General features: G+C 73.4%; 19 protein-coding genes, 15 pseudogenes and 1 other annotated feature. Of the genes and pseudogenes, 11 read left to right on the top strand and 23 right to left on the bottom strand.

Features of this window, described 5'->3' with window-relative positions; genetic code table 11:
• Positions 1 to 289 precede the first annotated feature (289 nt).
• Positions 290 to 624: pseudogene (locus DA06_RS22635) on the bottom strand (alanine racemase); the annotation flags it as partial.
• Between the two features lie 553 nt (positions 625 to 1,177).
• Here DA06_RS22635 and DA06_RS22630 point away from each other — a divergent pair.
• Positions 1,178 to 1,447: pseudogene (locus DA06_RS22630) on the top strand (hypothetical protein); the annotation flags it as partial.
• 146 nt (positions 1,448 to 1,593) lie between these two features.
• Here DA06_RS22630 and DA06_RS22625 read toward each other — a convergent pair.
• The 7 genes and pseudogenes from DA06_RS22625 to DA06_RS22595 form a co-directional block, all read right to left on the bottom strand.
• Positions 1,594 to 1,653, bottom strand: a pseudogene (locus tag DA06_RS22625) (hypothetical protein); the annotation flags it as partial.
• Between the two features lie 122 nt (positions 1,654 to 1,775).
• Positions 1,776 to 1,937, bottom strand: coding sequence for a SipW-dependent-type signal peptide-containing protein (locus tag DA06_RS22620; RefSeq protein WP_418606099.1), 162 nt, complete (start codon positions 1,935 to 1,937; stop codon positions 1,776 to 1,778).
• Between the two features lie 211 nt (positions 1,938 to 2,148).
• Positions 2,149 to 2,838 (bottom strand): hypothetical protein, encoded by a 690-nt coding sequence (locus tag DA06_RS22615; RefSeq protein WP_418606098.1) that lies wholly within the window; start codon positions 2,836 to 2,838, stop codon positions 2,149 to 2,151.
• A 494-nt stretch (positions 2,839 to 3,332) separates the two neighbouring features.
• Positions 3,333 to 3,821 (bottom strand): annotated as a pseudogene (locus DA06_RS22610) (phytase); the annotation flags it as partial.
• Positions 3,822 to 3,902: 81 nt separating this feature from the next.
• On the bottom strand, positions 3,903 to 4,532 hold the full coding sequence (locus DA06_RS22605) for an SLBB domain-containing protein (RefSeq protein WP_418606097.1): 630 nt from the start codon (positions 4,530 to 4,532) through the stop codon (positions 3,903 to 3,905).
• A gap of 197 nt (positions 4,533 to 4,729) precedes the next feature.
• Positions 4,730 to 5,152, bottom strand: coding sequence for a hypothetical protein (locus DA06_RS22600; RefSeq protein ID WP_418606096.1), 423 nt, complete (start codon positions 5,150 to 5,152; stop codon positions 4,730 to 4,732).
• A gap of 49 nt (positions 5,153 to 5,201) precedes the next feature.
• Positions 5,202 to 5,441: a proteasome accessory factor PafA2 family protein gene (locus DA06_RS22595; RefSeq protein WP_418606095.1), complete on the bottom strand. Its 240-nt coding sequence runs from the start codon at positions 5,439 to 5,441 to the stop codon at positions 5,202 to 5,204.
• A 367-nt stretch (positions 5,442 to 5,808) separates the two neighbouring features.
• Positions 5,809 to 5,949: a sequence feature (His leader region), on the bottom strand.
• On the opposite strand from DA06_RS22595, the gene DA06_RS22590 reads away from it, so the two are divergent.
• Positions 5,946 to 6,491, top strand: a complete 546-nt coding sequence (locus DA06_RS22590; protein ID WP_418606093.1) for a hypothetical protein — start codon at positions 5,946 to 5,948, stop codon at positions 6,489 to 6,491. (Overlaps the previous feature by 4 nt.)
• Before the next feature lie 63 nt (positions 6,492 to 6,554).
• On the opposite strand, the pseudogene DA06_RS22585 reads toward DA06_RS22590, so the two are convergent.
• The 3 genes and pseudogenes from DA06_RS22585 to DA06_RS22575 all read right to left on the bottom strand — a co-directional run.
• Positions 6,555 to 6,970: pseudogene (locus DA06_RS22585) on the bottom strand (TIM-barrel domain-containing protein); the annotation flags it as partial.
• A 6-nt stretch (positions 6,971 to 6,976) separates the two neighbouring features.
• Positions 6,977 to 7,379, bottom strand: a pseudogene (locus tag DA06_RS22580) (aconitase family protein); the annotation flags it as partial.
• An 888-nt stretch (positions 7,380 to 8,267) separates the two neighbouring features.
• A complete protein-coding gene (locus tag DA06_RS22575; protein ID WP_418606092.1) occupies positions 8,268 to 8,450 on the bottom strand; it encodes a hypothetical protein in 183 nt (60 codons plus the stop codon).
• 54 nt (positions 8,451 to 8,504) lie between these two features.
• Here DA06_RS22575 and DA06_RS22570 point away from each other — a divergent pair.
• Positions 8,505 to 8,739: pseudogene (locus DA06_RS22570) on the top strand (helix-turn-helix domain-containing protein); the annotation flags it as partial.
• Between the two features lie 444 nt (positions 8,740 to 9,183).
• Here DA06_RS22570 and DA06_RS22565 read toward each other — a convergent pair.
• The 5 genes and pseudogenes from DA06_RS22565 to DA06_RS22545 all read right to left on the bottom strand — a co-directional run bounded on the left by DA06_RS22565 (position 9,184) and on the right by DA06_RS22545 (position 12,089).
• Positions 9,184 to 9,453, bottom strand: coding sequence for a hypothetical protein (locus DA06_RS22565; RefSeq protein ID WP_418606091.1), 270 nt, complete (start codon positions 9,451 to 9,453; stop codon positions 9,184 to 9,186).
• Positions 9,454 to 9,902: 449 nt separating this feature from the next.
• Positions 9,903 to 10,270 (bottom strand): annotated as a pseudogene (locus DA06_RS22560) (ATP-binding cassette domain-containing protein); the annotation flags it as partial.
• A 43-nt stretch (positions 10,271 to 10,313) separates the two neighbouring features.
• Positions 10,314 to 10,628: pseudogene (locus tag DA06_RS22555) on the bottom strand (CCA tRNA nucleotidyltransferase); the annotation flags it as partial.
• A 460-nt stretch (positions 10,629 to 11,088) separates the two neighbouring features.
• On the bottom strand, positions 11,089 to 11,397 hold the full coding sequence (locus DA06_RS22550; RefSeq protein ID WP_418608175.1) for a glycosyltransferase: 309 nt from the start codon (positions 11,395 to 11,397) through the stop codon (positions 11,089 to 11,091).
• A gap of 488 nt (positions 11,398 to 11,885) precedes the next feature.
• Positions 11,886 to 12,089, bottom strand: coding sequence for a hypothetical protein (locus tag DA06_RS22545; RefSeq protein ID WP_418606090.1), 204 nt, complete (start codon positions 12,087 to 12,089; stop codon positions 11,886 to 11,888).
• A gap of 185 nt (positions 12,090 to 12,274) precedes the next feature.
• Here DA06_RS22545 and DA06_RS22540 point away from each other — a divergent pair.
• The 3 genes and pseudogenes from DA06_RS22540 to DA06_RS22530 all read left to right on the top strand — a co-directional run.
• Positions 12,275 to 12,457 (top strand): annotated as a pseudogene (locus DA06_RS22540) (ABC transporter ATP-binding protein); the annotation flags it as partial.
• Positions 12,458 to 12,517: 60 nt separating this feature from the next.
• Positions 12,518 to 12,649, top strand: a pseudogene (locus DA06_RS22535) (ATP-binding cassette domain-containing protein); the annotation flags it as partial.
• Positions 12,650 to 12,888: 239 nt separating this feature from the next.
• Complete coding sequence (locus DA06_RS22530) at positions 12,889 to 13,629, top strand: hypothetical protein (RefSeq protein ID WP_418606088.1); 741 nt, start codon at positions 12,889 to 12,891, stop codon at positions 13,627 to 13,629.
• Here the strand turns inward: DA06_RS22530 and DA06_RS22525 are convergent.
• Positions 13,621 to 13,863, bottom strand: coding sequence for a DUF1731 domain-containing protein (locus tag DA06_RS22525; protein ID WP_418606086.1), 243 nt, complete (start codon positions 13,861 to 13,863; stop codon positions 13,621 to 13,623). The genes DA06_RS22530 and DA06_RS22525 overlap by 9 nt on opposite strands.
• A 250-nt stretch (positions 13,864 to 14,113) precedes the next feature.
• Between DA06_RS22525 and DA06_RS22520 the strand changes: the two are divergent.
• Positions 14,114 to 14,350 (top strand): annotated as a pseudogene (locus DA06_RS22520) (ABC transporter ATP-binding protein); the annotation flags it as partial.
• An 83-nt stretch (positions 14,351 to 14,433) separates the two neighbouring features.
• Here DA06_RS22520 and DA06_RS22515 read toward each other — a convergent pair.
• Both DA06_RS22515 and DA06_RS22510 read right to left on the bottom strand, forming a co-directional pair.
• A complete protein-coding gene (locus DA06_RS22515) occupies positions 14,434 to 14,670 on the bottom strand; it encodes a hypothetical protein (RefSeq protein WP_418606085.1) in 237 nt (78 codons plus the stop codon).
• A gap of 386 nt (positions 14,671 to 15,056) precedes the next feature.
• Positions 15,057 to 15,341, bottom strand: a pseudogene (locus tag DA06_RS22510) (GreA/GreB family elongation factor); the annotation flags it as partial.
• Here DA06_RS22510 and DA06_RS22505 point away from each other — a divergent pair.
• Complete coding sequence (locus tag DA06_RS22505; RefSeq protein ID WP_418606083.1) at positions 15,325 to 15,846, top strand: hypothetical protein; 522 nt, start codon at positions 15,325 to 15,327, stop codon at positions 15,844 to 15,846. The pseudogene DA06_RS22510 and the gene DA06_RS22505 overlap by 17 nt on opposite strands.
• Positions 15,847 to 16,030: 184 nt before the next feature.
• Here DA06_RS22505 and DA06_RS22500 read toward each other — a convergent pair whose 3' ends face one another.
• The 3 genes and pseudogenes from DA06_RS22500 to DA06_RS22490 form a co-directional block, all read right to left on the bottom strand.
• Positions 16,031 to 16,294 carry a hypothetical protein gene (locus DA06_RS22500; protein WP_418608383.1) on the bottom strand — a complete coding sequence of 88 codons (264 nt, stop codon included), beginning with the start codon at positions 16,292 to 16,294 and terminating at the stop codon, positions 16,031 to 16,033.
• A 49-nt stretch (positions 16,295 to 16,343) separates the two neighbouring features.
• Positions 16,344 to 17,156: a hypothetical protein gene (locus tag DA06_RS22495; RefSeq protein WP_418608382.1), complete on the bottom strand. Its 813-nt coding sequence runs from the start codon at positions 17,154 to 17,156 to the stop codon at positions 16,344 to 16,346.
• 188 nt (positions 17,157 to 17,344) lie between these two features.
• Positions 17,345 to 17,724: pseudogene (locus tag DA06_RS22490) on the bottom strand (GTP-binding protein); the annotation flags it as partial.
• On the opposite strand from DA06_RS22490, the gene DA06_RS22485 reads away from it, so the two are divergent.
• On the top strand, positions 17,708 to 18,229 hold the full coding sequence (locus DA06_RS22485) for a GNAT family N-acetyltransferase (protein ID WP_418606082.1): 522 nt from the start codon (positions 17,708 to 17,710) through the stop codon (positions 18,227 to 18,229). The pseudogene DA06_RS22490 and the gene DA06_RS22485 overlap by 17 nt on opposite strands.
• A gap of 670 nt (positions 18,230 to 18,899) precedes the next feature.
• Complete coding sequence (locus tag DA06_RS22480) at positions 18,900 to 19,751, top strand: energy-coupling factor ABC transporter ATP-binding protein (RefSeq protein WP_418606081.1); 852 nt, start codon at positions 18,900 to 18,902, stop codon at positions 19,749 to 19,751.
• On the opposite strand, the gene DA06_RS22475 is transcribed toward DA06_RS22480, so the two are convergent.
• The gene (locus DA06_RS22475) at positions 19,648 to 20,070 is read right to left on the bottom strand and encodes a hypothetical protein (protein WP_418606080.1); all 423 of its coding nucleotides are present in this window, start codon (positions 20,068 to 20,070) and stop codon (positions 19,648 to 19,650) included. The two genes, DA06_RS22480 and DA06_RS22475, sit on opposite strands and share 104 nt — an antisense overlap.
• Positions 20,071 to 20,240: 170 nt before the next feature.
• On the opposite strand from DA06_RS22475, the pseudogene DA06_RS22470 reads away from it, so the two are divergent.
• Positions 20,241 to 20,417: pseudogene (locus DA06_RS22470) on the top strand (ACT domain-containing protein); the annotation flags it as partial.
• Positions 20,418 to 20,426: the final 9 nt, after the last annotated feature.

Raw genomic sequence — 20,426 nt, 5'->3', positions numbered from 1 at the left:
CAGCACCCTCTCGTCCGTCGTCGCCAGGCTCGGCGACTCGGTGCAGCCGGACACGCCCGCGGCCGCGGCGGGCGAGAGCGTGGGCGGCCTCGTGACGGGCGGCTTCGTCGGGGGGGATCGAGGTCGACCTCGGCGCGGAGGCGTTCGCCCTGCGCCGTCCAGAGGTGCGCGAGCTGACCGACGAGCTGGGCCTGCCCGTCGAGGTGCCCGCGGGCGGGTCGTGGGTGTACTCGGCCGGTCACGCCTTCCCCATCCCCGCCGAGAGCATCCTCGGGGTCCCGGCCGACCCCCAGGGCGCCGAGGCGGACAGGTCCAGGTCCGCCTCCAGCGCCCGCGCGAGCGGGGCGCCGGGTGCGAAGAGCCACGTGAGGATGCGGGGACGCGGGGAGGCGCCGGCCGGTGGTGCGGCCGCGTCCAGGCCGGCCCGCAGCTCGAGGGCCTCGGCCAGCTGGGCGACGCCGAGCCAGGTGGCGCCGCCGTCGAGCGCGGCGCGTGCCACGGGCAGCAGACCGTGGCCGTACGCGTCGGCCTTGACGACGGCCATGACCTGCGCCGCCGGGGCGGCGTGCCTCAGCACGCCGACGTGTGACGGACCGCGGAGAGGTCGACGACGGCGCGGGCCGGTAGGCCGCGCGCTCCGGCGGCCGGGCGCCGGGGGAGTACCCGCGCTGGTCGGGCGCGAGCGTGCGCAGCCCCTGGCCCTGCAGCGTGGGCGTCACCTCGTCCCAGCAGGACCCGTCCTGGGGGAACCCGTGCAGCAGGAGGACCGTGCCGCCGTCGACGGGGCCCTCGTCCCGCACGTCGAGCACCAGCCGGCCGCGGCGCACCTGCCTGACCCGCACGGCCTACCTCGCCCCGCCGCGCCCGCGGGCGCAGCGCCGAGACGGTTCCCGCCGCGCCGTCGGGTCCACCGCGCCGACGTCGCTACCCCGCATCTCCGACGACCCCACCGCGAGCCTGGCGCCTCGCCTGCTCGCCGCCGTCGTCGCCGCCGCCGTCGCCGTGATCTGGACGATCGACGTCGTCCGCGACGTGATCGTCGTCCTCGCGCCCTACTCGACCTCCTCGGACCTCGGCGTCCTGCTCGCGTCCGCGCTCGGCGCCGCCGTCTCGTGGACCGCGGCCGTCAGCACGTGGCTCGGCCGGCGGCGCGTCCGGAGCGCACTCGCCGGGGAAGCTGGCTCCGGCGCACGAGGCCTCGGCCCTGCACGAGCTGCACGGCGGCGCGGTCACCGCGGGGGGTGCGGCCCGCACCGACCCTCGCGCCGGCCACGTCGTCCTGCTGACCCCGGAGAACGCCCGCTCCACCGCCATCCTCGACCGGTACCCGCCCGATATCACCGCGACCGGCGACCCCGAGCAGCCGTTCGAGACGACGTCGTCGTCCCCGCGCCATCTCCTGCACCCGGAGCTCGCGCTCCTGCTGAGCACCTCCGGCAGCACCGGATCCCCCAAGCTGGTGCGGCTCTCCCACCGCAACGTCGTCAGCAACGCGGCGGCCATCGCCGGCGGAGATCCCGCCGAGGAAGAGGCCTCGGCCACTGCGTACGCCATGATCAGCGCCGGGGACGGCTCACGCTTGAAGGCGTTCACCAGGCCCAGGACGAGGCCGACGATGGCGCCGCCGAACGTCAGGAGCGGGCTGGCGCCCATCACGAGCCAGTTGACGCGCGACGACGATGACGCCGAGGACGAGTCCGGTCTTGACGATGACGTCGTCGTACGTCATCCGGCCGGTGTCCGCCGGGGCGGCTGCCGGGCGCTGGTAGGCCCGCTCAAGGTCCTCGACCTGGCCGGGCTGGTAGGCGCCGTAGCCGGCGGGCTGCCCGTGACCCGGCTGGCCGTACGGGGCCTGGCCGTGGGGCGCCTGGCACGGTGGCCTCGTCGTACCAGTTCGCGAAGGTCCCACCCCCGCCGGCCAGGAGCGCGACGCCCACGCCGGTGGCGACGAGCGCTTGGTGAGCTTCGAGCGGGAGCGGGGCTTCTCAGCGGTGGTCGAGGCCATGAGGGAGGGTCCTTGTCGGTGAGGTTCGGTCTCGGGCACGGGTCTTCCGTGCTGCTGGGAGCAGCCTGGCGGCCCGACCTCAACCGGCAGTTCAGAGCACCTTCGTGTCACCTCAAGAAAGGCGCAAGATCCGGACCGGACCCTCAGGTCCGGACACTTCGCTCCGCGACGGCGGGGTCCGGCACGCCCGCAGCATCGCGAAGGTCTCGTGGTCGGGGCCGAGACCGACCTTGCGACGGGTGCCTCGGTACAGACGGGTCAGCGCCGCCGTCCCGCGCCCGAGACCGTACCGAGCACCGCGTCCCGTACCCCGCCCGGGCGCCACGTGCCGGCAGGAGGCCGAGGCCGGTCGGAGGGATGCCCCTCCCGGGCAGCCACACGGCGATCGGGGAGACGGTCGCCCACCGGGAACGAAGTCGCTCGGCGGCGAAGCGGGTGCCGAGCGCCATCGGGTCACCGGCGATGAGGTCCCACGGCCGTTCCTCGTGGGCGGCGAGCAGGTCGGTGGTCTGGGCGGGGGCGGTGCCGAGGAACAGCTCCCGCAGGTTGACCAGGACCTGCCCGAACCCCTTTCTGCCCCGCATGCGCGGGAACGTGGCGGCGAGGTCGCGCTCGTCGAGGTCCGGAGCGGCCTGCCACGGGACGGGTCGCTCGACGGTCTGGTCTGCCTGCTGCCGGCCGACGCGGTCACGGACCTGGCGCCGGTCGCCCCGGCACCAGAGCTCGGTCCGCTCCACCACCACCTCCTCGACGCGCTCGCCGGCGGCGGAGGGCGCTTCTTCCGCGAGCTGCTGCCCCCGGACAGCGTCGACGAGGCAGGACGCGCCCGCCACGTGCCCCCCTGCCGAGGTGCTCGAGGCCCTGTGGGAGCTCGTCTGGGCCGGCCTGGCCACCAACGACACGCTGGCACCGGTCCGTTCCCGGCTCGGCGCGGGCCGCCCGGCCCATGCCTCACGCGCACAGTCGGCGCGTCCCCGCTCGGTGCGCACGGGGCGCGGGGCTGCGCCGCGGGGCGCTCTCCCGTGCCGGCCTCGCCGGTGCGGCCCGCTCGGGGACGTCCGTGAACCTTCCCGCGGCGGTCGGCCGGTGGTCGCTGCTGCCCCGCGGTCAGGAGGCCGGGCCGGTCCCCCTCGGGGAGCGGGGCCCGGGAGCGGTGTGGTGGTGGTCCAGGGCGGTGACAGCACTGGCGGTTCCCTCCGTGCCGACGCGTACAGCTCTCCCCCGGCCGCCGGTTGCTGCCGGTGCTGTCCTCGACCGACGCTAGGCAGCGCGTGGTGAGCAGATGATGGCGTCATGAGGGCGCTCTCATCGCCTGCACACCTCCCGTTCACCTGCGTCTGACGGGAGAGGTGGCCCGCTCCGGCGGGAGCGGGCCACCGCCGCGGGCGGCCGAGCCGGCTGTCAAGCCCGGGTGTTCACGCTCACCGGCCACGTGCCGGTCCACGGCGTCCAGCCTGGAGGGTCGGTCGTCGACCGCGCACCCCTCCGCCTGGGACCCGGTGCTCAGGTCGCGCACCTTCGTCCCGGTGACCGCGCCCGAGAGGCTGAGCCGGTACTGGTCGAACTGGCCCGAGGCGTCGGTGGCCTGCGTGGCGAAGGCGTACAGCGTGCCGTCCGGGCTGGCGTAGAGGCACGTGCCGTACGGCTCGAACCCGAGCGGGGTGCGGCCCGCGGGCGAGAGGGTCCGGGTGCGCGGGTCGAGGAAGAAGTACGCCAGGGCGTCGTTGGTGCGGTCGCTGGCGACCACCAGCGTCCGCCCGCCCAGGACCCCGGAGCGCAGGTCCGTGTTGTTCGTCTCGCCCGTCTGGAGGAACTGAAGCTGGTTGCCGGGCGTAGGCTACGCAACCGTAACCTTCGGTTCGTGGATTCCTACAGAGATCCGGCCCCTTCCCTGGCGTCACGTGGTGATGTGTGCGGTTCCACAGCGACCGAGCGCGGCCCGCGCCACGGCGTCGCCCCAGCGCGGCGGGTCGCGCCCGGTCGCACCGAGCGCGGCGGGTCGACGAGTGCAGCGGCCGGGTCGGGTGCGGCCGGGCTCGTCGACCGCTACCTTCTCGGCCTGTCGGGGCCGACAGACCCACGACGTCGCACTCGACGCACACGCCCGGGGCAGTGACAGGGCCGGGCAGCTGCAGGGGGGAGCTACAGGACGGAGAGGCCGGCGCGGTCGCGAAGCCAGTCGGCCGCGATGTCGAGGAAGAGGTCGTTGCCCGTCCCGCTCCCCCACCGAGACGCGGACGCCCTCGCCGGCGAAGGCTCGCACGAGCACGCCCTGCGCCCTCGCCGTGTCGGCGAAGGCAGTTGCGCGCCGGCCGAGCTCGAGCCAGACGAAGTTGCCCTGCGCGTCCGGGATCCGCCAGCCCTGCTCGGTCAGGGCGTCGGGTCGCTCGCCCTCGTGGGGCACGTAGACCTGCTCGCCGTCGACCAGAACCCGGGCGAGGTTGACCGCCCCGACGTCCGCGTCGCCCACGGCCCCGCCGGCGGCGTCGACGGCGTCTCCGACCCGCGCGCCGCCCGGCAGCTCCACCACTCGCGGCGCCCCCGACCGCGCCGGCGACGTGGACGACCACCGACGCGGGCGACGACGGCTCTGCCGCGCCTGCCGGAGCCGGCGAGGTCGCGCCGCCCGGACCGGCGGGCGTGGAGACCGCCTCCTCCGGCGCGGCCTCCGTGTCACCGGGCGCGGCCCCGGACCCGGACCCGGGTGGAGGGAGCGGGACGGGCTCACCGGGCCTGCTCAGCCACGCTCCGGCGACGATCGCGAGCGCACACACCAGCACCACCGCGGCCGCGACACCCGCGGACCGTACCGTGAGCGCCCACCTCCGGCGGGCGGGCACGACGTCGTCCTCCGGGGCGACCTCGAGGTGTCCGGCCGTCGCCGTGTAGGCGGCCGCGGTGAGCGCGCGCAGCCGTGCCCCCCGGTCGCGTCGACGAGCCTCCACCCCGCCGACGGTAGGGAGCGCAAGGTCCGTGCGACCCTACACCTGCTCGGCGGGTGGCGCTGCGGTCGAAGGCGTAGGTGCCCTCGCGCGTCCACGCCTCGTTCCAGCGGTCCTCGATCCCGTCGAGGCTGACCTTCTCCGGTACCGGACGGCGGGGGAAGGTCTCGACGTCGACGGAGGGGGCCAGGGATGCATCGCTCATGGTGACCGATTCTTCCACGACGGCGGACGTGGCCGTCGTCACGCTCCGCCTACCCGGTCCCGCTCAGCCGGCCGGCCTCACCCCCGGTCCAGGCGGAACCCGCGGCGTCCGCGAGCGGGTCCTCCCCCGCGTAGTCCCACCGCACCTGGCCGCCGCGCCCGGCGCTGCCGGGGCTGGAGGCGTACGCGGAGACGACGTGCGAGGAGAGCACCATCGGGTTCGCCTGCGGGTTGCCGGGCTCGATGAGGCCGTACTCGGTCTCGATGCCCATCGGGCGGTGGACGCTCACGTATCTCCCTCGCGGTCTACAGGTACCCCGGCACCGGGGTGATCGTCTCGATGCCGTCCTCGGACATCTCCCCGCCCAGCGCCACGCCGCCGTGCAAAAAATTTTTTTCCCCCCGGGGGGAAAATTTTTTCCCCCGGGGGGAAATTTTTTGGGGGGCCCCCCTTTTTTCCCCCCAAAAAGGGGGGAAAACCCCCCGGGGGGGTTTTTTAAAACCCCCCGGGGGGGTTTTTTAAAAGGGGGGCCCCCCTTTTTTGGGGGGTTTTTTTAAAAACCCCCCAAAATTTTTTCCCCCCGGGGGGGAAAATTTTTTTCCCCCCGGGGGGAAAAATTTTTTTGGGGGGCCCCCCTTTTTTCCCCCCAAAAAGGGGGGAAAAACCCCCCGGGGGTTTTTTAAACCCCCCGGGGGGTTTTTTAAAAGGGGGGCCCCCCTTTTTTGGGGGGTTTTTTAAAAACCCCCCAAATTTTCCCCCGGGGGGAAAATTTTTTCCCCCGGGGGGAAATTTTTTGGGGGGCCCTCCAGCCGGGCTATGCCGGGCAGCAGCGGCCTACGGGCAGTCCCAGCCGGGCTACGCCGGGCAGCAGCCGGCCTACGGGCAGTCCCAGCCGGGCTATGCCGGGCAGCAGCCCGCTTACGGGCAGCCCCCCGGCTACGCCTACGGCGGAGCGCCGGTGGCGCCCCCTGCCCAGCAGGCGTACACGCAGCGCAAGGCGTCGGTCGGAGAGGCGTTCCGCTACGCCTGGCAGGGCTTCAAGGCCAACGCCGGGCCCTGGATCGTGGCGGCCCTCGTGCTCCTCGTGGTGTCCGGGATCGGCTCGAGCATCGAGCAGTCGATCCGGAACCGGAACGTCGACGCCAACCGGCTCGACCCGACGATGACCTTCGCGTTCGACCCCGCGGCGACGGCGGTCAACCTGCTCTTCATGGTCATCAACTTCGCCATCACCGCGGGCTGGTCTCCGCGGCGCTGCAGACGGTGGACGGCAGGCGGCTGGCGTTCGGCGACTTCTTCCGGGTACCGAACTTCGCCCAGGCGCTGCTCGCCGCCGTGATCATGGCGATCCTGACCGCCCTGGGTTTCATCCTGCTGGTCATCCCCGGCCTGGTCGTGCTCGTGCTCGCTGGGCGATGTAGGGGTTGAGCCAGACGCTCACCCTGAGCCCGCGCTCACGCAGCCGCGCGAGCATGGCCTCCGGGTGCGGGAGACGCGCGGGTCCCACTCGAAGTCGGTCCAGGAGAAGTCCCGCATCCAGAACGTGTCGAAGTGGAAGACGCTCAGCGGCAGCTCGCGCTCGGCCATGCCGTCGATGAAGCGGTTGACCGTGGCCTCGTCGTAGTCGGTGGTGAACGACGTCGAGAGCCACAGGCCGTAGGACCACGCCGGCACCTGGGCGGGGCGCCCGGTCAGCGCCGTGTACCGCTCGAGCACCTGCGCCGGCGTGGGGCCGTAGATCACGAGGTACTCCAGGGCCTCGCCCGGCACGGAGAACTGGACCTGCTCGACGGCCTCGCTGCCCACCTCGAACGAGACCGTGCTCAGGAACTGGTAGCGCTCCTTGTTGCGGCCGTACTCGATCTCGACGTTGCGCTCGACGCGTCCGCGCGGCCGAAGACGTCGATGACGACCGAGTGGTCGATGACCAGCTCGGCGGGGGCGAGCGGGTTGATGCGGGCGGGTCGCCGCCGAGCTCGGCGACGGCCTCGCGCATGGTCGCGAGGTCGACGACGCAGGGCACGCCGGTGAAGTCCTGCATCACCACGCGGGCCGGGGTGAACTGGATCTCGGTGCTCGGCTCGGCCTTGGGGTCCCAGCCGGCGAGGGCGCGGACGTGGTCGGCCGTGACGTTCTTGCCGTCCTCGGTCCGCAGGAGGTTCTCGGCGAGGACCTTCAGGCTGTACGGCAGGCGCTCCAGCCCCTCGACGGCCGAGAGCCGGAAGATCTCGTAGACGGCGACGCGGCCACCGCCGACGCAGACGCTCCCGTGGTCGTCGTCGGCACGACGGGACTGCGCTGGGAGGACCTCTCGGCGCTCGCCACCCCGAACCTGTGGGAGCTGACCGGCGGGGGCGCCGCGGCCAACCTCGTGGTGCGGTCGGTCCGCTCGACCACCTGCCCGGCCGACGGCTGGCTCGCCCTCTCCGCCGGACGCCGCGCCGCCGACGTCCCGATGGAGGACTACGGCACCTGCCGCCGCCTGCAGAGCGTCGCCGAGGACGGCGCCGTGCCCGCGTGGCAGACCTACCTCGACGCCGCTGCGGGCGACGGTTACGACGCCACCCCCGGCCTGCTCGGCGACCTCCTCGTGTCCACCGGCACGCCGTCGCTCGCCGTCGGCCCCCGGCTCTCTGGAGGACCTCGCTGGCCGTCCAGGTCCCGGGACACCGGCACCCTCCGCGCCTGCGGCGGTCGCCGTCGGAGCTCTTGCCGGACTCACCTGGGCCGCCGGTCTGCGCGGGTACATGCTCGCGCTCGCGGGCACTGCCTCGACGTTCGGGTGGCGCGGCACGTTCCTCGCGCTGCTCCTTCCTGGCGCGGTCACGGGCGCCCTCCTGGGCTGGGCGGAGCACCTGCGCCGCACCGGCGGCCGGCCGCGCTGGCGTGGCTCGCGCTCGCCCCGCTCGTCCTGGCGGTCGCCCCGCTGGTGGCGCTGCCCGGAGCGGTCCAGGCGCTGCTCACCCAGGGCCTCGGCGGCGGCGCCGTCGCCTTCGCGCTGACGGGTGTCGCCGGAGGGTTCGCACTCTCGCGCCGCGGCCCGCGCTCGGCTTCCACCGTACCGGAGGACCCGTCCGGGCCTCGCGGACGACGCGTCATGCGCTACCGCGTCGCGCTAGTCGTGCGTCTGTCTGTCGTGGTCGCGGTCGTACTTCTTGTCGTGGTCGTACCGGTCGTGGTGGTCGCGGTCGTACCGGTGACCGCGGTGGTCGTCGCAGTGGTCCTTGAACTCCTTCACGGCCTTGCGGTACGAGCCGGCGTGCTCGCGGTGCCTGCCGTGGTCGTCGCGCCAGCTCACGTCCCAGTGGCCGCGGTGCTTGAAGAAGTGGACGTTCCAACACTCGTTGTCGTGGAGGTCTCGTCCGCCGCCCGGGTGTCACTCGGATACCTCAGCGAGGTGGAGCGCGGCCAGAAGGGAGGCCTCCTCCGAGCTGCTCGCCTCCATCTGCGAGGCGCTCACGTTCCGCTGAGCTTCGTGCTGCGCGCCGTGTCCGACCGCGTGGCGGTCGCCGAGGGGCGTGCACGTGCCCGACACGGTTCCCGACGAGCTCCTGCGGCGCGAGAGCCTGCTCACGCCCGTCGGCTGACCGTCGGACGGACGCCAGGCAGCTGGTCGTGCCCCTGCGAGCCCCGGAGCGATCCGGCTCGTGGTGTCTCCGGGGGCACGGCGTGCCCCGGGCTGCGGGTGCGCAGGGCATTGGCGCGGGACGTCGCCCTCCCCGCGCCGCGTCGACCTGCGAGCGAGGGAGGGCGTCACCTCCCCCCGCGTGCCGGGCGACCTGCGAGCGAGGGAGTGACGTCCCCCCCGCGTGCCGGGGGCGCCTACCTCTCTGACGGAGGCCCGCCGCCGCCCTCGCGCACCAATGCCGCATGGGGGCGGGTCGGGGGCGTCGCCCCCGACGTGCCGCGCCAACCGGGCTAGAACGGAGGCGGGTCGTCGTCGGAGGTGGGTCCCGACGGCGTCCATCCCGCAGGCTCCACCTGAGGCGAATCGGTGCCCTCGGCCCGGAGGGGATCCCGCCCTGCCTCCGTCACCGGCCACCCCCGCGGCCCCGCGCCAGCTTCGCGCGAACCGTGTCAGCCAGGCGCGCATCGTCGCGTGGGTCGACCGGTGCGAGCAACGCTCGCATCAGTCGCGCGGCGCTGGAAACGCCGAAAAGCATCACGTCGCCCAGACGCTCGGGCCGTCCGGCACGGACCAGCAGGGCGAAGCGGCATCGCCCCGGCATGCGCCGGGCGCGGCACCATTGCCACTTTTGTTTAATAACTTCAGCAACAACCTTTTTGTGACTGAATGCCATGTTTCATTGCTCTCCTCCAGTTGCACATTGGACAAAGCCTGGATTTACAAAAACCACACTCGATACAACTTTTCTTTTCGCCTGTTTTCACGATTTTTGTTTTATACTCTAATATTTTCAGCACAAATCTTTTTACTCTTTTCAGCCTTTTTTAAATTCAAGAATATGCAGAAAGTTCAAAAGTAATCGACATTAGCGATTTTTCTTTTTCTCTCCATGGTCTCACTTTTTCCACTTTTTTGTCTTGTCCACTAAAAACCCCTTGATTTTTTCATCTGAATAAATGCTACTTTAGGACACATAATATTAAAAGAAACCCCCATCTATTTAGTTATTTGTTTGGTCACTTATAACTTTAACAGATGGGGTTTTTCTGTGCAACCAATTTTAAGGGTTTTCAATACTTTAACACATACATACCAACACTTCAACGCACCTTTCAGCAACTAAAGGGTGACCCGGCGGCACAGGGCCTCGATCTCGTCGAACCGGTGGGAGATGAAAGAACCGCAGCGCCGTCGTCCCGCAGAGCCCGCACGACGGTGAAGAGCCGCTCCACCTCGACGCCCGAGAGCGCCGCGGTCGGCTCGTCCATGACCAGGATCCGGGCGCCGCGGGAGATGGCCTTGGCGATCTCGACGATCTGCTGGTCGGCGATGGACAGGCCCTGGGCCAGGCGGTCCGGGGCGATCGGGACGGCGAGCCGGGCGAAGAGCTCGGCGGCCTCGCGGTGCATGGCGCGCCGGTCGATGGCGCGGGCGCGGCCGAGGGGCTGGCGGCCGATGTAGATGTTCTCGGCGACGGTGAGGTCCGGGAAGTCCCTAGCCGCTCCGCCATGGCGGACATGGCGGACATGACGTCGGGTCGACGTCGAAGCCGAGCTGTGCGGTGAACCGCGCCGCCCGCATGATGCGCAGCGGGTCGTCGTCGAAGGACTGGGTGGCGCTCACCGGCGTGCGCAGGAGGTGCTCGGCGAGGTCGCCGAGGCCGTCGTGCGGGTCGACGAAGACCATGTCCGGCACCCGCACGGCCATCGCGTTGACCGTGAAGTCCCGGCGGGAGAGGTCGCCCTCGAGGGTGTCGCCGTACTGCACCTCGGGCTTGCGGGAGCCGACCTCGTACGCCTCGGTGCGGTAGGTCGTCACCTCGACGACGGTGTCTCCCTTGCGGGCGCCGATGGTGTCACGAAGCTGCACGAGCAGCGGCGCGAGGGCCAGCGTCTCGGGCACCCGGGGCGCGTCGACCATCAGCGAGGAGGAGGAGACGGGCACCTCCGCACGCCGTTCGTAGGGCACGGCGATGGCACGGCGCAGGTGGACCAGACCCACGATGTCGTCGTTCCCGTCGCCGATCACGGGAACGCGAGTGGCCGGTCGCGCGGGCGAGGTCGACGCGTCGGCGGCGGTGTGCTCCCGGGTCATGGTGCGGACCCGCCCGCGGTCGGTCATGACGTCGACGGCGGTGAGGGCGCCGAGCCCGTCGACCGGGTGAGCAGGGTCGCCGTCGAGACGTCGAGGGTGCCGTGCTCGGCGGAGCGGCGCACGAGGGCGGCCAGCTCCGAGGCGGACCGGCCGCCGGAGAGCTCCTCGGCGGGCTCGACGCCGAACCGGCGCAGGACCCAGTTCGCGGACTCGTTCAGAGGTACGACGCGCGGGCGTGGTGCACGACCGCGGTGGGCACGACCACCACGCGGTGGCCGGCGAGGCGGGCACGGCGGGAGAGCTCGAGGCCGTCGCCGAACGGGCCCAGGGCCGGGTCGGTCCCGCCGAGCGTCCTCCCACACGCTCGCGCGCACGAGCGCCCCCTGCCCGTGCCGACCGCGAGGACGTCCTCGCGGTGGCGTGCTGGCCCTGGTCGATCTCGCCGGGCTCGATGTCGGCCACGCGGCGGGCGGTGCGGGTGGCGCGCACGCCCACCTCGAGGAGGCGGTCCGGCTCCGACCAGTCACGCTGCTTGGCGCCGACGATCGCGACCGAGCGTCCCGACTCCGCGACGTGCAGGAGCTGGTCGAGGGCCGCGGGGGCGGGCGCCGAGTCGTCGTGGAGCAGCCAGAGCCAGTCGGGCCGGGCGCCCGGGTCGGGGGCGCCGCCCAGGACGCCGACCGCACGGATCTCGCCCGTGGTGACGGGGGTCAGCTCGCCGGTCACCCGCGACCAGGACCCGCTCAGCGAGCCGGTGGCGCGCTCGCGCTTGCGGGCGCGCTCGGCCGAGGACGTGGGCTCCCGGAGACGAGTCGGGATCCTCGTCCGGGACAGGCCAGAGCGCCCAGGAGCTCGTGCACGGCCTCGACGAACGTGCGTCGCGTCCGTCTCGTGGACGGGAACAGCGCCCCCGCAAGGGAAACCCGCTCGCGATGACGATGCACCGCGCCAAGGGCATGGAGTTCGCGAGGCTGGTGCTCTTCGACATCAGCAAGGACCGCGTGCGGCCCACTACGCCGTCGACAAGCTCAGCGGCCGCGCTCCTCGAGCGAGGCGATGGTCCGGGTCATCGAGGGTCGCTGCACATGGTCGTGCTCGGCCAGCGTGCCGGGCCGTCATCGGCCCGAGGTGGTACAGGGCGGAGAGCACGGAGTGCTGCGCCTCCGTCACCTCGAGCGTCGACTCGTTGCGCAGCCGGCGCGAGAGACGGAGCACGGCGATGCGGCACGTTGGTCGCCAGGTCGGGGCGGCGCTCCGCGCGGTGCTGGGGTGTCGAGGTCTCTGTCATTCCGGTCGTTAGTCTAGGTCATTAGTGTTGCTAATTACTAGGGCTAAAGGTGAGGTGGGGCACCGCGCTCACGACGCCGGGCCCCGCGGTGACCGAGCCCGCGCCATCTCTCGTCGAGCACGACATGCACATGGTCCGGCACATCTCCGACTGGGTAGTCGTGATGGCCGAGGGCCGGATCGTGGCGGAGGGCCCCGCGGGCAGCGTGATGCACGACCAGGCCGTCGTCGACGCCTACCTGGGCTCGCACCAGGACCGCGACCTCGGCGACGACTCGCTTCTCGAGGAGGAGTGACCGGCATGACCGCGTCGACGACCGGGAGCGCCCTGCACGCCGGCGCCCGCCGGCGAGCCGATCCTCGCCGCGCGCGACGTCGTGGCGGGCTACCTGCCCGGGGTGAACATCCTCAACGGCTGCAACCTCGAGGTCCACCCCGGCGAGCTCGTCGGGATCATCGGACCGAACGGGGCCGGGAAGTCCACCCTCGGGGCCGAGCTGCTGACCGCGCCCGCCGGCAGCCCCGCCGTCGCCCAGCTGCTCACCGACGTCGCCGCCGGGCTCGGCGAGGCGCAGAACGTCCCCGTGCAGGTCACCGACGTCCGTGCCCCTGCCCGAGGACGACCCGCGCGGCGTGGGCCTGGCGGCCGGTGCGCTGCCGCTCGTGCTCGGCGGCATCGCGACCGCCTCCGCGCTGCGCATGCAGGTGCCCCGGGCAGGGCCGGCGGGTGGCCGGGGTGCTCGCGGTCGGCGTCGTCGGCGGAATGGCGATGGTCGCCATCCTGCAGGGCTGGTTCGGAGCGCTGGAGGGGAGCTACTGGGCCAACGCGGGCGTCGTCGCGCTCGCGATCGCCGCCACCGCGGCCGCCCTCCTCGGCCTGGAATGCGTGGCCGGGCTGCCCGGGATGGTGCTCGGCGGTGCCACCGTGCTGCTGCTCGGCAACCCGCTGTCCGCTCTGACCAGCGCGCCCGAGCTGCTGCCCACCGGCTGGGGCGCGCTCGGCCAGCTGCTGCCGCCCGGCGCGGCGGGCACCGCGCTGCGCTCCACCGCCTACTTCGACGCGCCCGCCGTCGTGCACCGTCTCGTCGGCGCGCGCGACACCGCGCTGAGCCGCGGCGGCACCGGGACGCTCGAAGGGCTGACCGTCCCGGGGTCGCCGGCCGCGGAGGAGGACGACCGGCTGACGGAGCGGCTGCGCACCGCCGGGCTGCGGCCAGAGGGCCTGGTGACCACGGTCGAGGACGTCGCCCTCGTGTCGGCCGACGGCGGGCCGGCACCGCGTGCGGTCGTCGAGGCGGTCCTGCGCCAGGAGGCCTACCGGCTCGTGCCCCTCGACGCCGACCGACTCTCCGGCGCGGAACCGCAGCCCGTGGCGGCGCAGGAGGCCCGCTGCCTCCGGATGGTGCTCGCCGGACCGCGGCCGTGGCGGCTGAGCGAGACGTCGGCGTGCGGCGGCGGGTCAGGCTGACCGGCGGCCGGTCCCGGCGTCCGTCACGGCGGGGCGGCCGCGGTCCGCCACCCACGGCGCGGCCGAGGCCAGGTCCGGGTGGAGGTACGCGAATCCGTCGTCGAGCAGCACATGCGGCACGACCCGGCGGGAGGAGGCGAGGAAGTCGGCGAAGTCTCCGCCGGCCAGGGCGAGCGCGGCCCGCGGGGCCCGCACGACGGCGGGGCGGTGCATCGCCTCGGCCAGGGCCTCCACCAGCTCGGCCTGCCGGACGTCGCGGGCGCGACGAGGTTCACGGGGCCTGTCACGGTCGAGTCGACCAGGTGCAGCTGGGCACGGACGTGGTCGGCCAGGGTGATCCACGGGAACCACTGCCGTCCACCGGCGATCGGCCCGCCGAGCCCGAGCCGGATCAGCATGGTGAGGGGGGCGATCGCCCCGCCGGAGGGCGCCAGGGCCGGCGCGGTGCGCAGGAGGACCACCTCGGCCCCCGGCTCCCGCGCGCGCGGAGGTGCTGTCCTTCCTGCGAACCTGCGTGCGTGAGCTCGGCCAGACCATCGTCATGGTCACCCACGACCCCACGGCCGCGGCCTACGCGCAGCGGGTCGTCCTCATCGCCGACGGCCTGCTGGCCGGCGAGATCACCGACCCCACCCCGGAGTCCGTCCTCACCGGCCTGGACGCGCTGCGCCCGGAGGCGATGGTCCGATGGCGTCGGGCCGGGCGTCGTCGGGACGGATGACGGGCGCGGGGAGGCGGTCGGGGCGGTCGTCGGCCGGGGGCCGGGCTCGTCGTCCAGCCCGTCGACGACGCCGACGCCGACGCTCACCACGACACCGGCGAGAACCAGGACGAGAAGGTTGCGCCGCCGGCGGCCGCCCTGCGCAGGGCCGTCCCGGCCGGGTGGGGTGCGGGCGCCGGGAGCTCGCGCGACTCCTCCTCGGCCGTCGCACCTGACCGCCTCCACTCGGGGTGGCCCGCCGCGTAGACGGTCTCCACGGCGTACTCGGCGAGCACGACGGCACCGTCGCGGACCTGGTCGAACGTCTGCCTCACGCTCATCGGACCTCGCTCGCGGCGGTGCGCGCGTCGACGGGATCTTGCACGCCGGTCCAGGGTACGTCGGCGCCGGCCTCGACCGGGCAGTGCGGAACGGAGGCGGCGGGGACCTACGTCTCTGGCGCACCGCACCCGGGCGGGCCGACCCTGGGGAAGAACGGCACCACCAGGCCGTGGCTGCCGGCTGTGCTCTCGACCACGACCTCGGAGCGCTGAGATGACACTGCACCTTCCCTCAGGAAGTCCCCGCCTCGAGACCGGTCCCTACGGCCCGGCGCCGAGGCAGCACGGCACCGACGCGCATCGTCGCGGACACGTCCGGGCGTGGACGCGCAGACGACGACGGGCCGCCCCCGAGGGCGCGTCGTGAGTTCTCGCTCAGCCCCGGAAGGCTTGACCTCGCCGATCCTGACCTCGATCCGGGCCCCGTTCGGCGCTTCGTAGGTCACGGTGTCGCCGGCCGACCGGCCCACCAGCGCCGCACCGAGCGGAGAGGACTCGGAGACACGTCGATGTCCACGTCCACGGCGCCCTCGCGGGAGCCGAGCAGGAACGTGCGTTCCTTGCCCGCGATGGTCGCGGTGACGACCATGCCCGACTCGACGATGCCGTCGTCCGGCGGCGGCTCGGCCCACGTGCGCGTTGCGGAGCAGCTCGGTGAGCTCCGGCGTTCGGGGTGATCATGGCCCTCGGGGCGTCGGCGCCGCCGCCGGCCCGCTGATCGGCGGGCTGATCACCTCCGCGATCAGCTGGCGGGCGGCCTTCGTCTTCCAGGCCCTGGTCATCGGCGTCATCGTGCTGCTGAGCCGGAGGATCCGGGACCCGCTCCCCGCGGACCCGGGCCGCGAGTTCGACACCGGCGGGGCGGTCGTGTCCGCCGTCGGCCTCGTGCTGATCGTCGCCGGCATCCTGGCGGCCGACGACAACGTCTGGCTGATGCTCGCCCTGCTGGCTCTGGGCGTGCTGGTGCTCCTCTGGTTCTTCCGTGGGGTCCGGGCCAAGGAGGAGCGCGACGCGACCGTCGACAGCACGAGCACGGTGATCTGGACCACGACGAGCGCCTGGAGCTGGGTCACCTCCTGGACCCGTTCCGAGTCCGGCGTGGTGGTGGTGACCACCGCGGACTCCTGGCTGGAGACATCCAGCCACAGGATGAGGGAGCGCCGGCGACCACGTTGAGCAGCGCCAGGCAGCCCCACGCGGTGGAGGCGGGCCGGTTCGCCGCGACGGCGTAGAGCGCCAGGACCGCGGCGATCTCGATGCTCGAGGTGTCCCGGCTGACGGCGAGCGAGACGGCGAGCAGGGCCGCCGTCGTCACGAGCACCCGCACGCGCCCGGCGCCGCCACCACAGGGCCGTCGCAGTCAGCAGGACGACGGCGAGGACGACGACCCGCTCGGCCCGGCCCGGTGCGTCGTCGCCGAGGAGCTCGGGAACGACCTCCCCCGCCCAGCGCGGGGAGGAGGTAGGCCGCGACGACGACGGCGTCGAGGACCCGCGGGTGGTGCAGGAAGAAGCTCCCGCGGCGTCTCCGCCGGCGAGGTGCCGTCCGGGGCCACCGCCCGCGTCGTCCCCTCGCGGGCCGCGGCGTCGTCCCGCTCCGGGTCCGACGTCTGGTCCTCGCGCATCAGTCCACCTCCGTCCGGCGTCGTCGGATCGGCAGCGCCAGCAGCACGGTCAGGCCGACGACGACACCCTGCGCCCACGTCCACGCCCTGGCGCCCGGCGCCCTCGTAGGCCACGGTCAGGGTCCCGGTGTGGGCGGGCAGGTCGAACGCCTGCCGCCACCCGTCGGTGGTCGCCCGCAGCGGGCGCCCGTCGTACCACGCGCGCCAGCCGGCGTCGGCGCGCTCCGCCAGCACAAGCGTGCGCCCCCTCCGGTCCCGAGGGAAGCTCGGTGCCGATCCGGACCTGCCCGGCCTCGACGTCCTGCACCCAGGCACCGTCGGCGTCCACCACCCGGGCGCGGGCCACGGAGTCCGCCGCACCGGGCTGCCCCTCCTCCCGCGAGACCCGCCAGACGGCACCGGAGTCGTTCTCCGTCACCCGCTCGAGGCCCGCGGTGGCGTCGAGCTGCTCCACGAGCGCGGCGCGCTCCGCCGTGGTGGGCTCGGTGCCGGCGGGCACGTACGTCGGCTCGGGCCGGACGAGCACGATCCCGACGGCGTGGCGCCCGAGCACCGCCCCCGACGTCGTCGGCGGCTCCGACAGCCATCGCCGCGACGACCTGGGCGAGCATCGCAGGTCGATCTGGCCGGTGATGGATGATCGAGGTCGGTGGGCAGGGCCAGCAGCAGGATCGGCGCGAGGTCGAGGACGAGGAAGCCGAAGTTCCGCGCGGTGCCGAAGTGCTCGGTCCCGACCGAGGCCACGACGAGGAACAGCACCGTCACCACGATGATCGCGTGGTCGCGTCCCAGCCGGAGGGTCGGCCTGAAGGCGAGGCGCTCCTCGCGTCCGGTCGGGCGAGTTCTTCTGGTCAACGGACACGGGAGGAGCTCCTCCTCAGCGAGGCGGCCAGGCGCAGGGAGACCAGGCGGTCGAGGCCGATCGCACCGATGATGAGCGCGCCGACGATGGCGCGCTGCCAGAACTGGTCGATGCCGAGCGCGGGCAGGGCGTTGTTGATGACGGTGAGGATGAGCGCGCCCAGCGCGGCGCCGAACACGGTGCCGGACGGCGCGCGCGGCTGCGGGTGCCGGGTCGGCCAGGTCGGCGCGGGAGACGGCGACGACGCCGTGACGGACGCCCAGCCCGTCCAGGGCGGCGAGGTGCTCGGCCGTCTGCGGCATCCACGGGTCGTCCGCGGCCACCACCAGCAGCGCCACGGGCACGGGCCCCACGCCGGCGAGCATCGTGGGCACGAAGCGTTCGTGGCCCGGGACGTCGACGAACGCGACGTCGCCGCGCCGGGCAGCGTGGTCCAGCAGAACCCGAGCTCGATGGTCAGGCCGCGGCGGTGCTCCTCGGGCAGCCGGTCGGGGTCGGTGCCGGTCAGGGCGCGGACGAGGGTGGACTTGCCGTGGTCGACGTGGCCCGCCGTGGCGACGACGTGCACGCCTCAGCCCTCGACCGCCGCCGCGGCCGCGCGCACCGCCGCGACCAGCTCCTCGTCCTGCTCCGGCGGCACGGGCGCACAGGTCCAGCAGCAGCCGGTCGCGCTCGACCCGGCCGACGACGGCGGGCGTGCCGCGGCGCAGCGCGGCCGCGAACGGCACGGGGAGGGTGAGAGGGACCCCCGAGATCGAGACGCGGTGCGCGCGCACAACAAGGCCTTCGGCGACCAGTGGGGGTCTCAGCCGCACACCCCCGAGACGTGGGCAGAGGGCCGTACCCATCACGTGCCGAGCTGGAGCTTCGTCGCCCTGGACCGTTCCAGCGACCGCGCGCAGGTGGCCGGCTACCTGATGTCCAGCCGTTACGACCAGGACTGGCCGGCGCTCGGCTGGAGCGAGGGCTACACCGAGATCCTGGGCGTCCTCCCCGACTGGCGGGGCAAGCACGTGGCGACGGCCCTGCTGACCCGCGCGATGCGCGCCTACGCCGACGACGGCATGCAGTAGTGGGTGGACCGCCGCTTCACGGTTCGCGGGGCCGGCACGGTGGTCACCGGCACCCTGCCCGCCGGTCGGGTCGCGCCCGGCGACCGGCTGACCCACGACGGCGGCACCGTGCGCGTCCGGGCGGTGCAGTCGCTCGGCCGTGAGGTCCCCGCGGCCTGCGGGGTCGCGCGGGTTGCGCTCAACCTCACCGGCGACGACGGGGGCCTCGAGCGCGGGTCGGTGCTGGTCACGCCCGGCGCCTGGCACGTCACCGACGCGGTGGACGTCCGCCTCCGGCGGGCCGGTGCCGCGGCACCCCCCGCGCCCCTGTCGCAGCGGCCCCTGCTGCACGTCGGTGCCGCGTCGGTGGAGGTCCACCACCGCCCGCTCGGGGAGGACCTCGCCCGGCTGCGGCTGCGCCGTCCGCTCCCCCTGCGGGTCGGCGACCGCGCCCTGCTGCGTGACCCCGGCAGCCGGGCCCTGTGGGGCGTCGTCGTCCTGGACCCCGCCCCGCCCGAGCTCGTCCGTCGCGGCGCCGCGACCCGCCGGGCGCGGGCGCTGGCAGGGGCCGGCGCCCCGCTCACCGTGGCGGCGCTGGCCGCCGCCCTCGCGCCGTGCCGGACCGGCCGGGCAGCGGCGACCACGGCGGAGCCGCCGGTCCCGGCGTCCCGCACCGGGCGGGGGAGGCGTGATGGCGCTCGTCGAGCTCGAGGACGTCTCCTACAGCTACCCCGGCGGCACGCTCGCCGTGGACCGGGTCTCGCTCGCCGTCGCCGCGGGGGAGTCGGTGGCCGTGATCGGTCAGAACGGTGCGGGCAAGACCACCACCGTGAAGCTGATGAACGGCTTGCTGCGGCCCACGTCGGGCACCGTCCGCGTGGACGGCGTCGACACGCGCACGCGCACGGCCGCGCAGGTGGCCCGCCGGGTCGGGTACGTCTTCCAGAACCCCGACGACCAGATCTTCAACAGCTCCGTGCGCCGGGAGATCGCCTACGGGCTGCGCCGGCTGCGGCTGGAGCCGGCGGAGGCCCGGCGCCGGCTCGGGGAGGCGGCCGACCTGGCCGGCCTGGCGGGCCTCCTCGACGAGAACCCTCACGACCTGCCGCTGTCCGTGCGCAAGTTCGTCACCATCGCCTCGGTGCTGGCGGTCGACCCCGACGCCGTCGTCCTGGACGAGCCGACGGCCGGCCAGGACCGGGCCGGGCTCGAGCGCATCGCCGCCATCGCGGCGCACCTGTCCGCACGCGGGCGCGCGGTCGTGACGATCACCCACGACATGGAGTTCGTCGCCCGCCACTTCACGCGCGTGGTGGTCATGGCGCAGCGTCGGGTGGTCCGCGACGGCGCCGCGGCGACGATCTTCGGGGACGCCGCGGCGATGACGGCGGCACGGCTGGCGCAGCGGCGCGTTCCGTCGGCGGTGGCGTCCGTGACGGTCACGTCTGCGGGGTCCGGTGCCGGCGTGGGTGTGCCGGACTCCGTGGTGGCGTCGCCCGAGGACGCTGACCGCGGCTCCCTCGACGGTCACGGGGGGCGGTGACGGGTGCGACGACCGTGATGTCGTCGGCGATGTCGCCGACCACGTCGCCGTCGGTGGAGCTGTCCGTCGGGGCGTCGGTGCCGGCGCCGGCATGTCGGGGACGTCCTCGACGCTGACGCCCTCCGGGTACGGGGTGTCCTCGCCGCGGGGTGATCCACTGGTGCGGCGTGCCGTCGGAGATCCACGGCGTGATGCCGCCGTGCAGATGCAGGGTCGCCCGATTCTCGGGGTAGCAGTGGCCATGGGCCACCATCGTCTCCTTGCCGGGCTCGCTGCACATGGGCCGCTGCGGGTCGATGGCGGTGGGGTCCTGCTCCATCGCCTCGTGTCGCGGCGCACGGTGAGCAGCTCACCGGCCACGTCCTCCGTGATGAGGTCGATCGTGACGTCGTCCATGCCCCCAGTCTGGCATCCACGGGCCGCGCCGGTGGCCCGTACCCGCAGACCGGAACGCGCCCCGCCGTCGACCGGGCGGCTACCCTGCCGCCGGTGAGCACCCAGAAGGAGCACCTCGTCCTCGCGCTGTCCTGCCCGGACCGGCCGGGCATCGTCCACGCCGTCTCCGGCGCGCTCGCCGAGCACGGCGGCAACATCACGGAGTCGCAGCAGTTCGGCGACCCCTCCACCGGGCTGTTCTTCATGCGGGTGCAGGTCGAGACGACGGCGCCGCGCCGC

Origin of the sequence: Georgenia sp. SUBG003 (genome assembly GCF_000715355.2) — a bacterium.
Taxonomy (GTDB): Bacteria; Actinomycetota; Actinomycetes; order Actinomycetales; family Actinomycetaceae; genus Georgenia.
The sequence above is the reverse complement of the archived record's forward strand: the minus strand, read 5'-3'. Positions and strand labels throughout refer to the sequence as shown.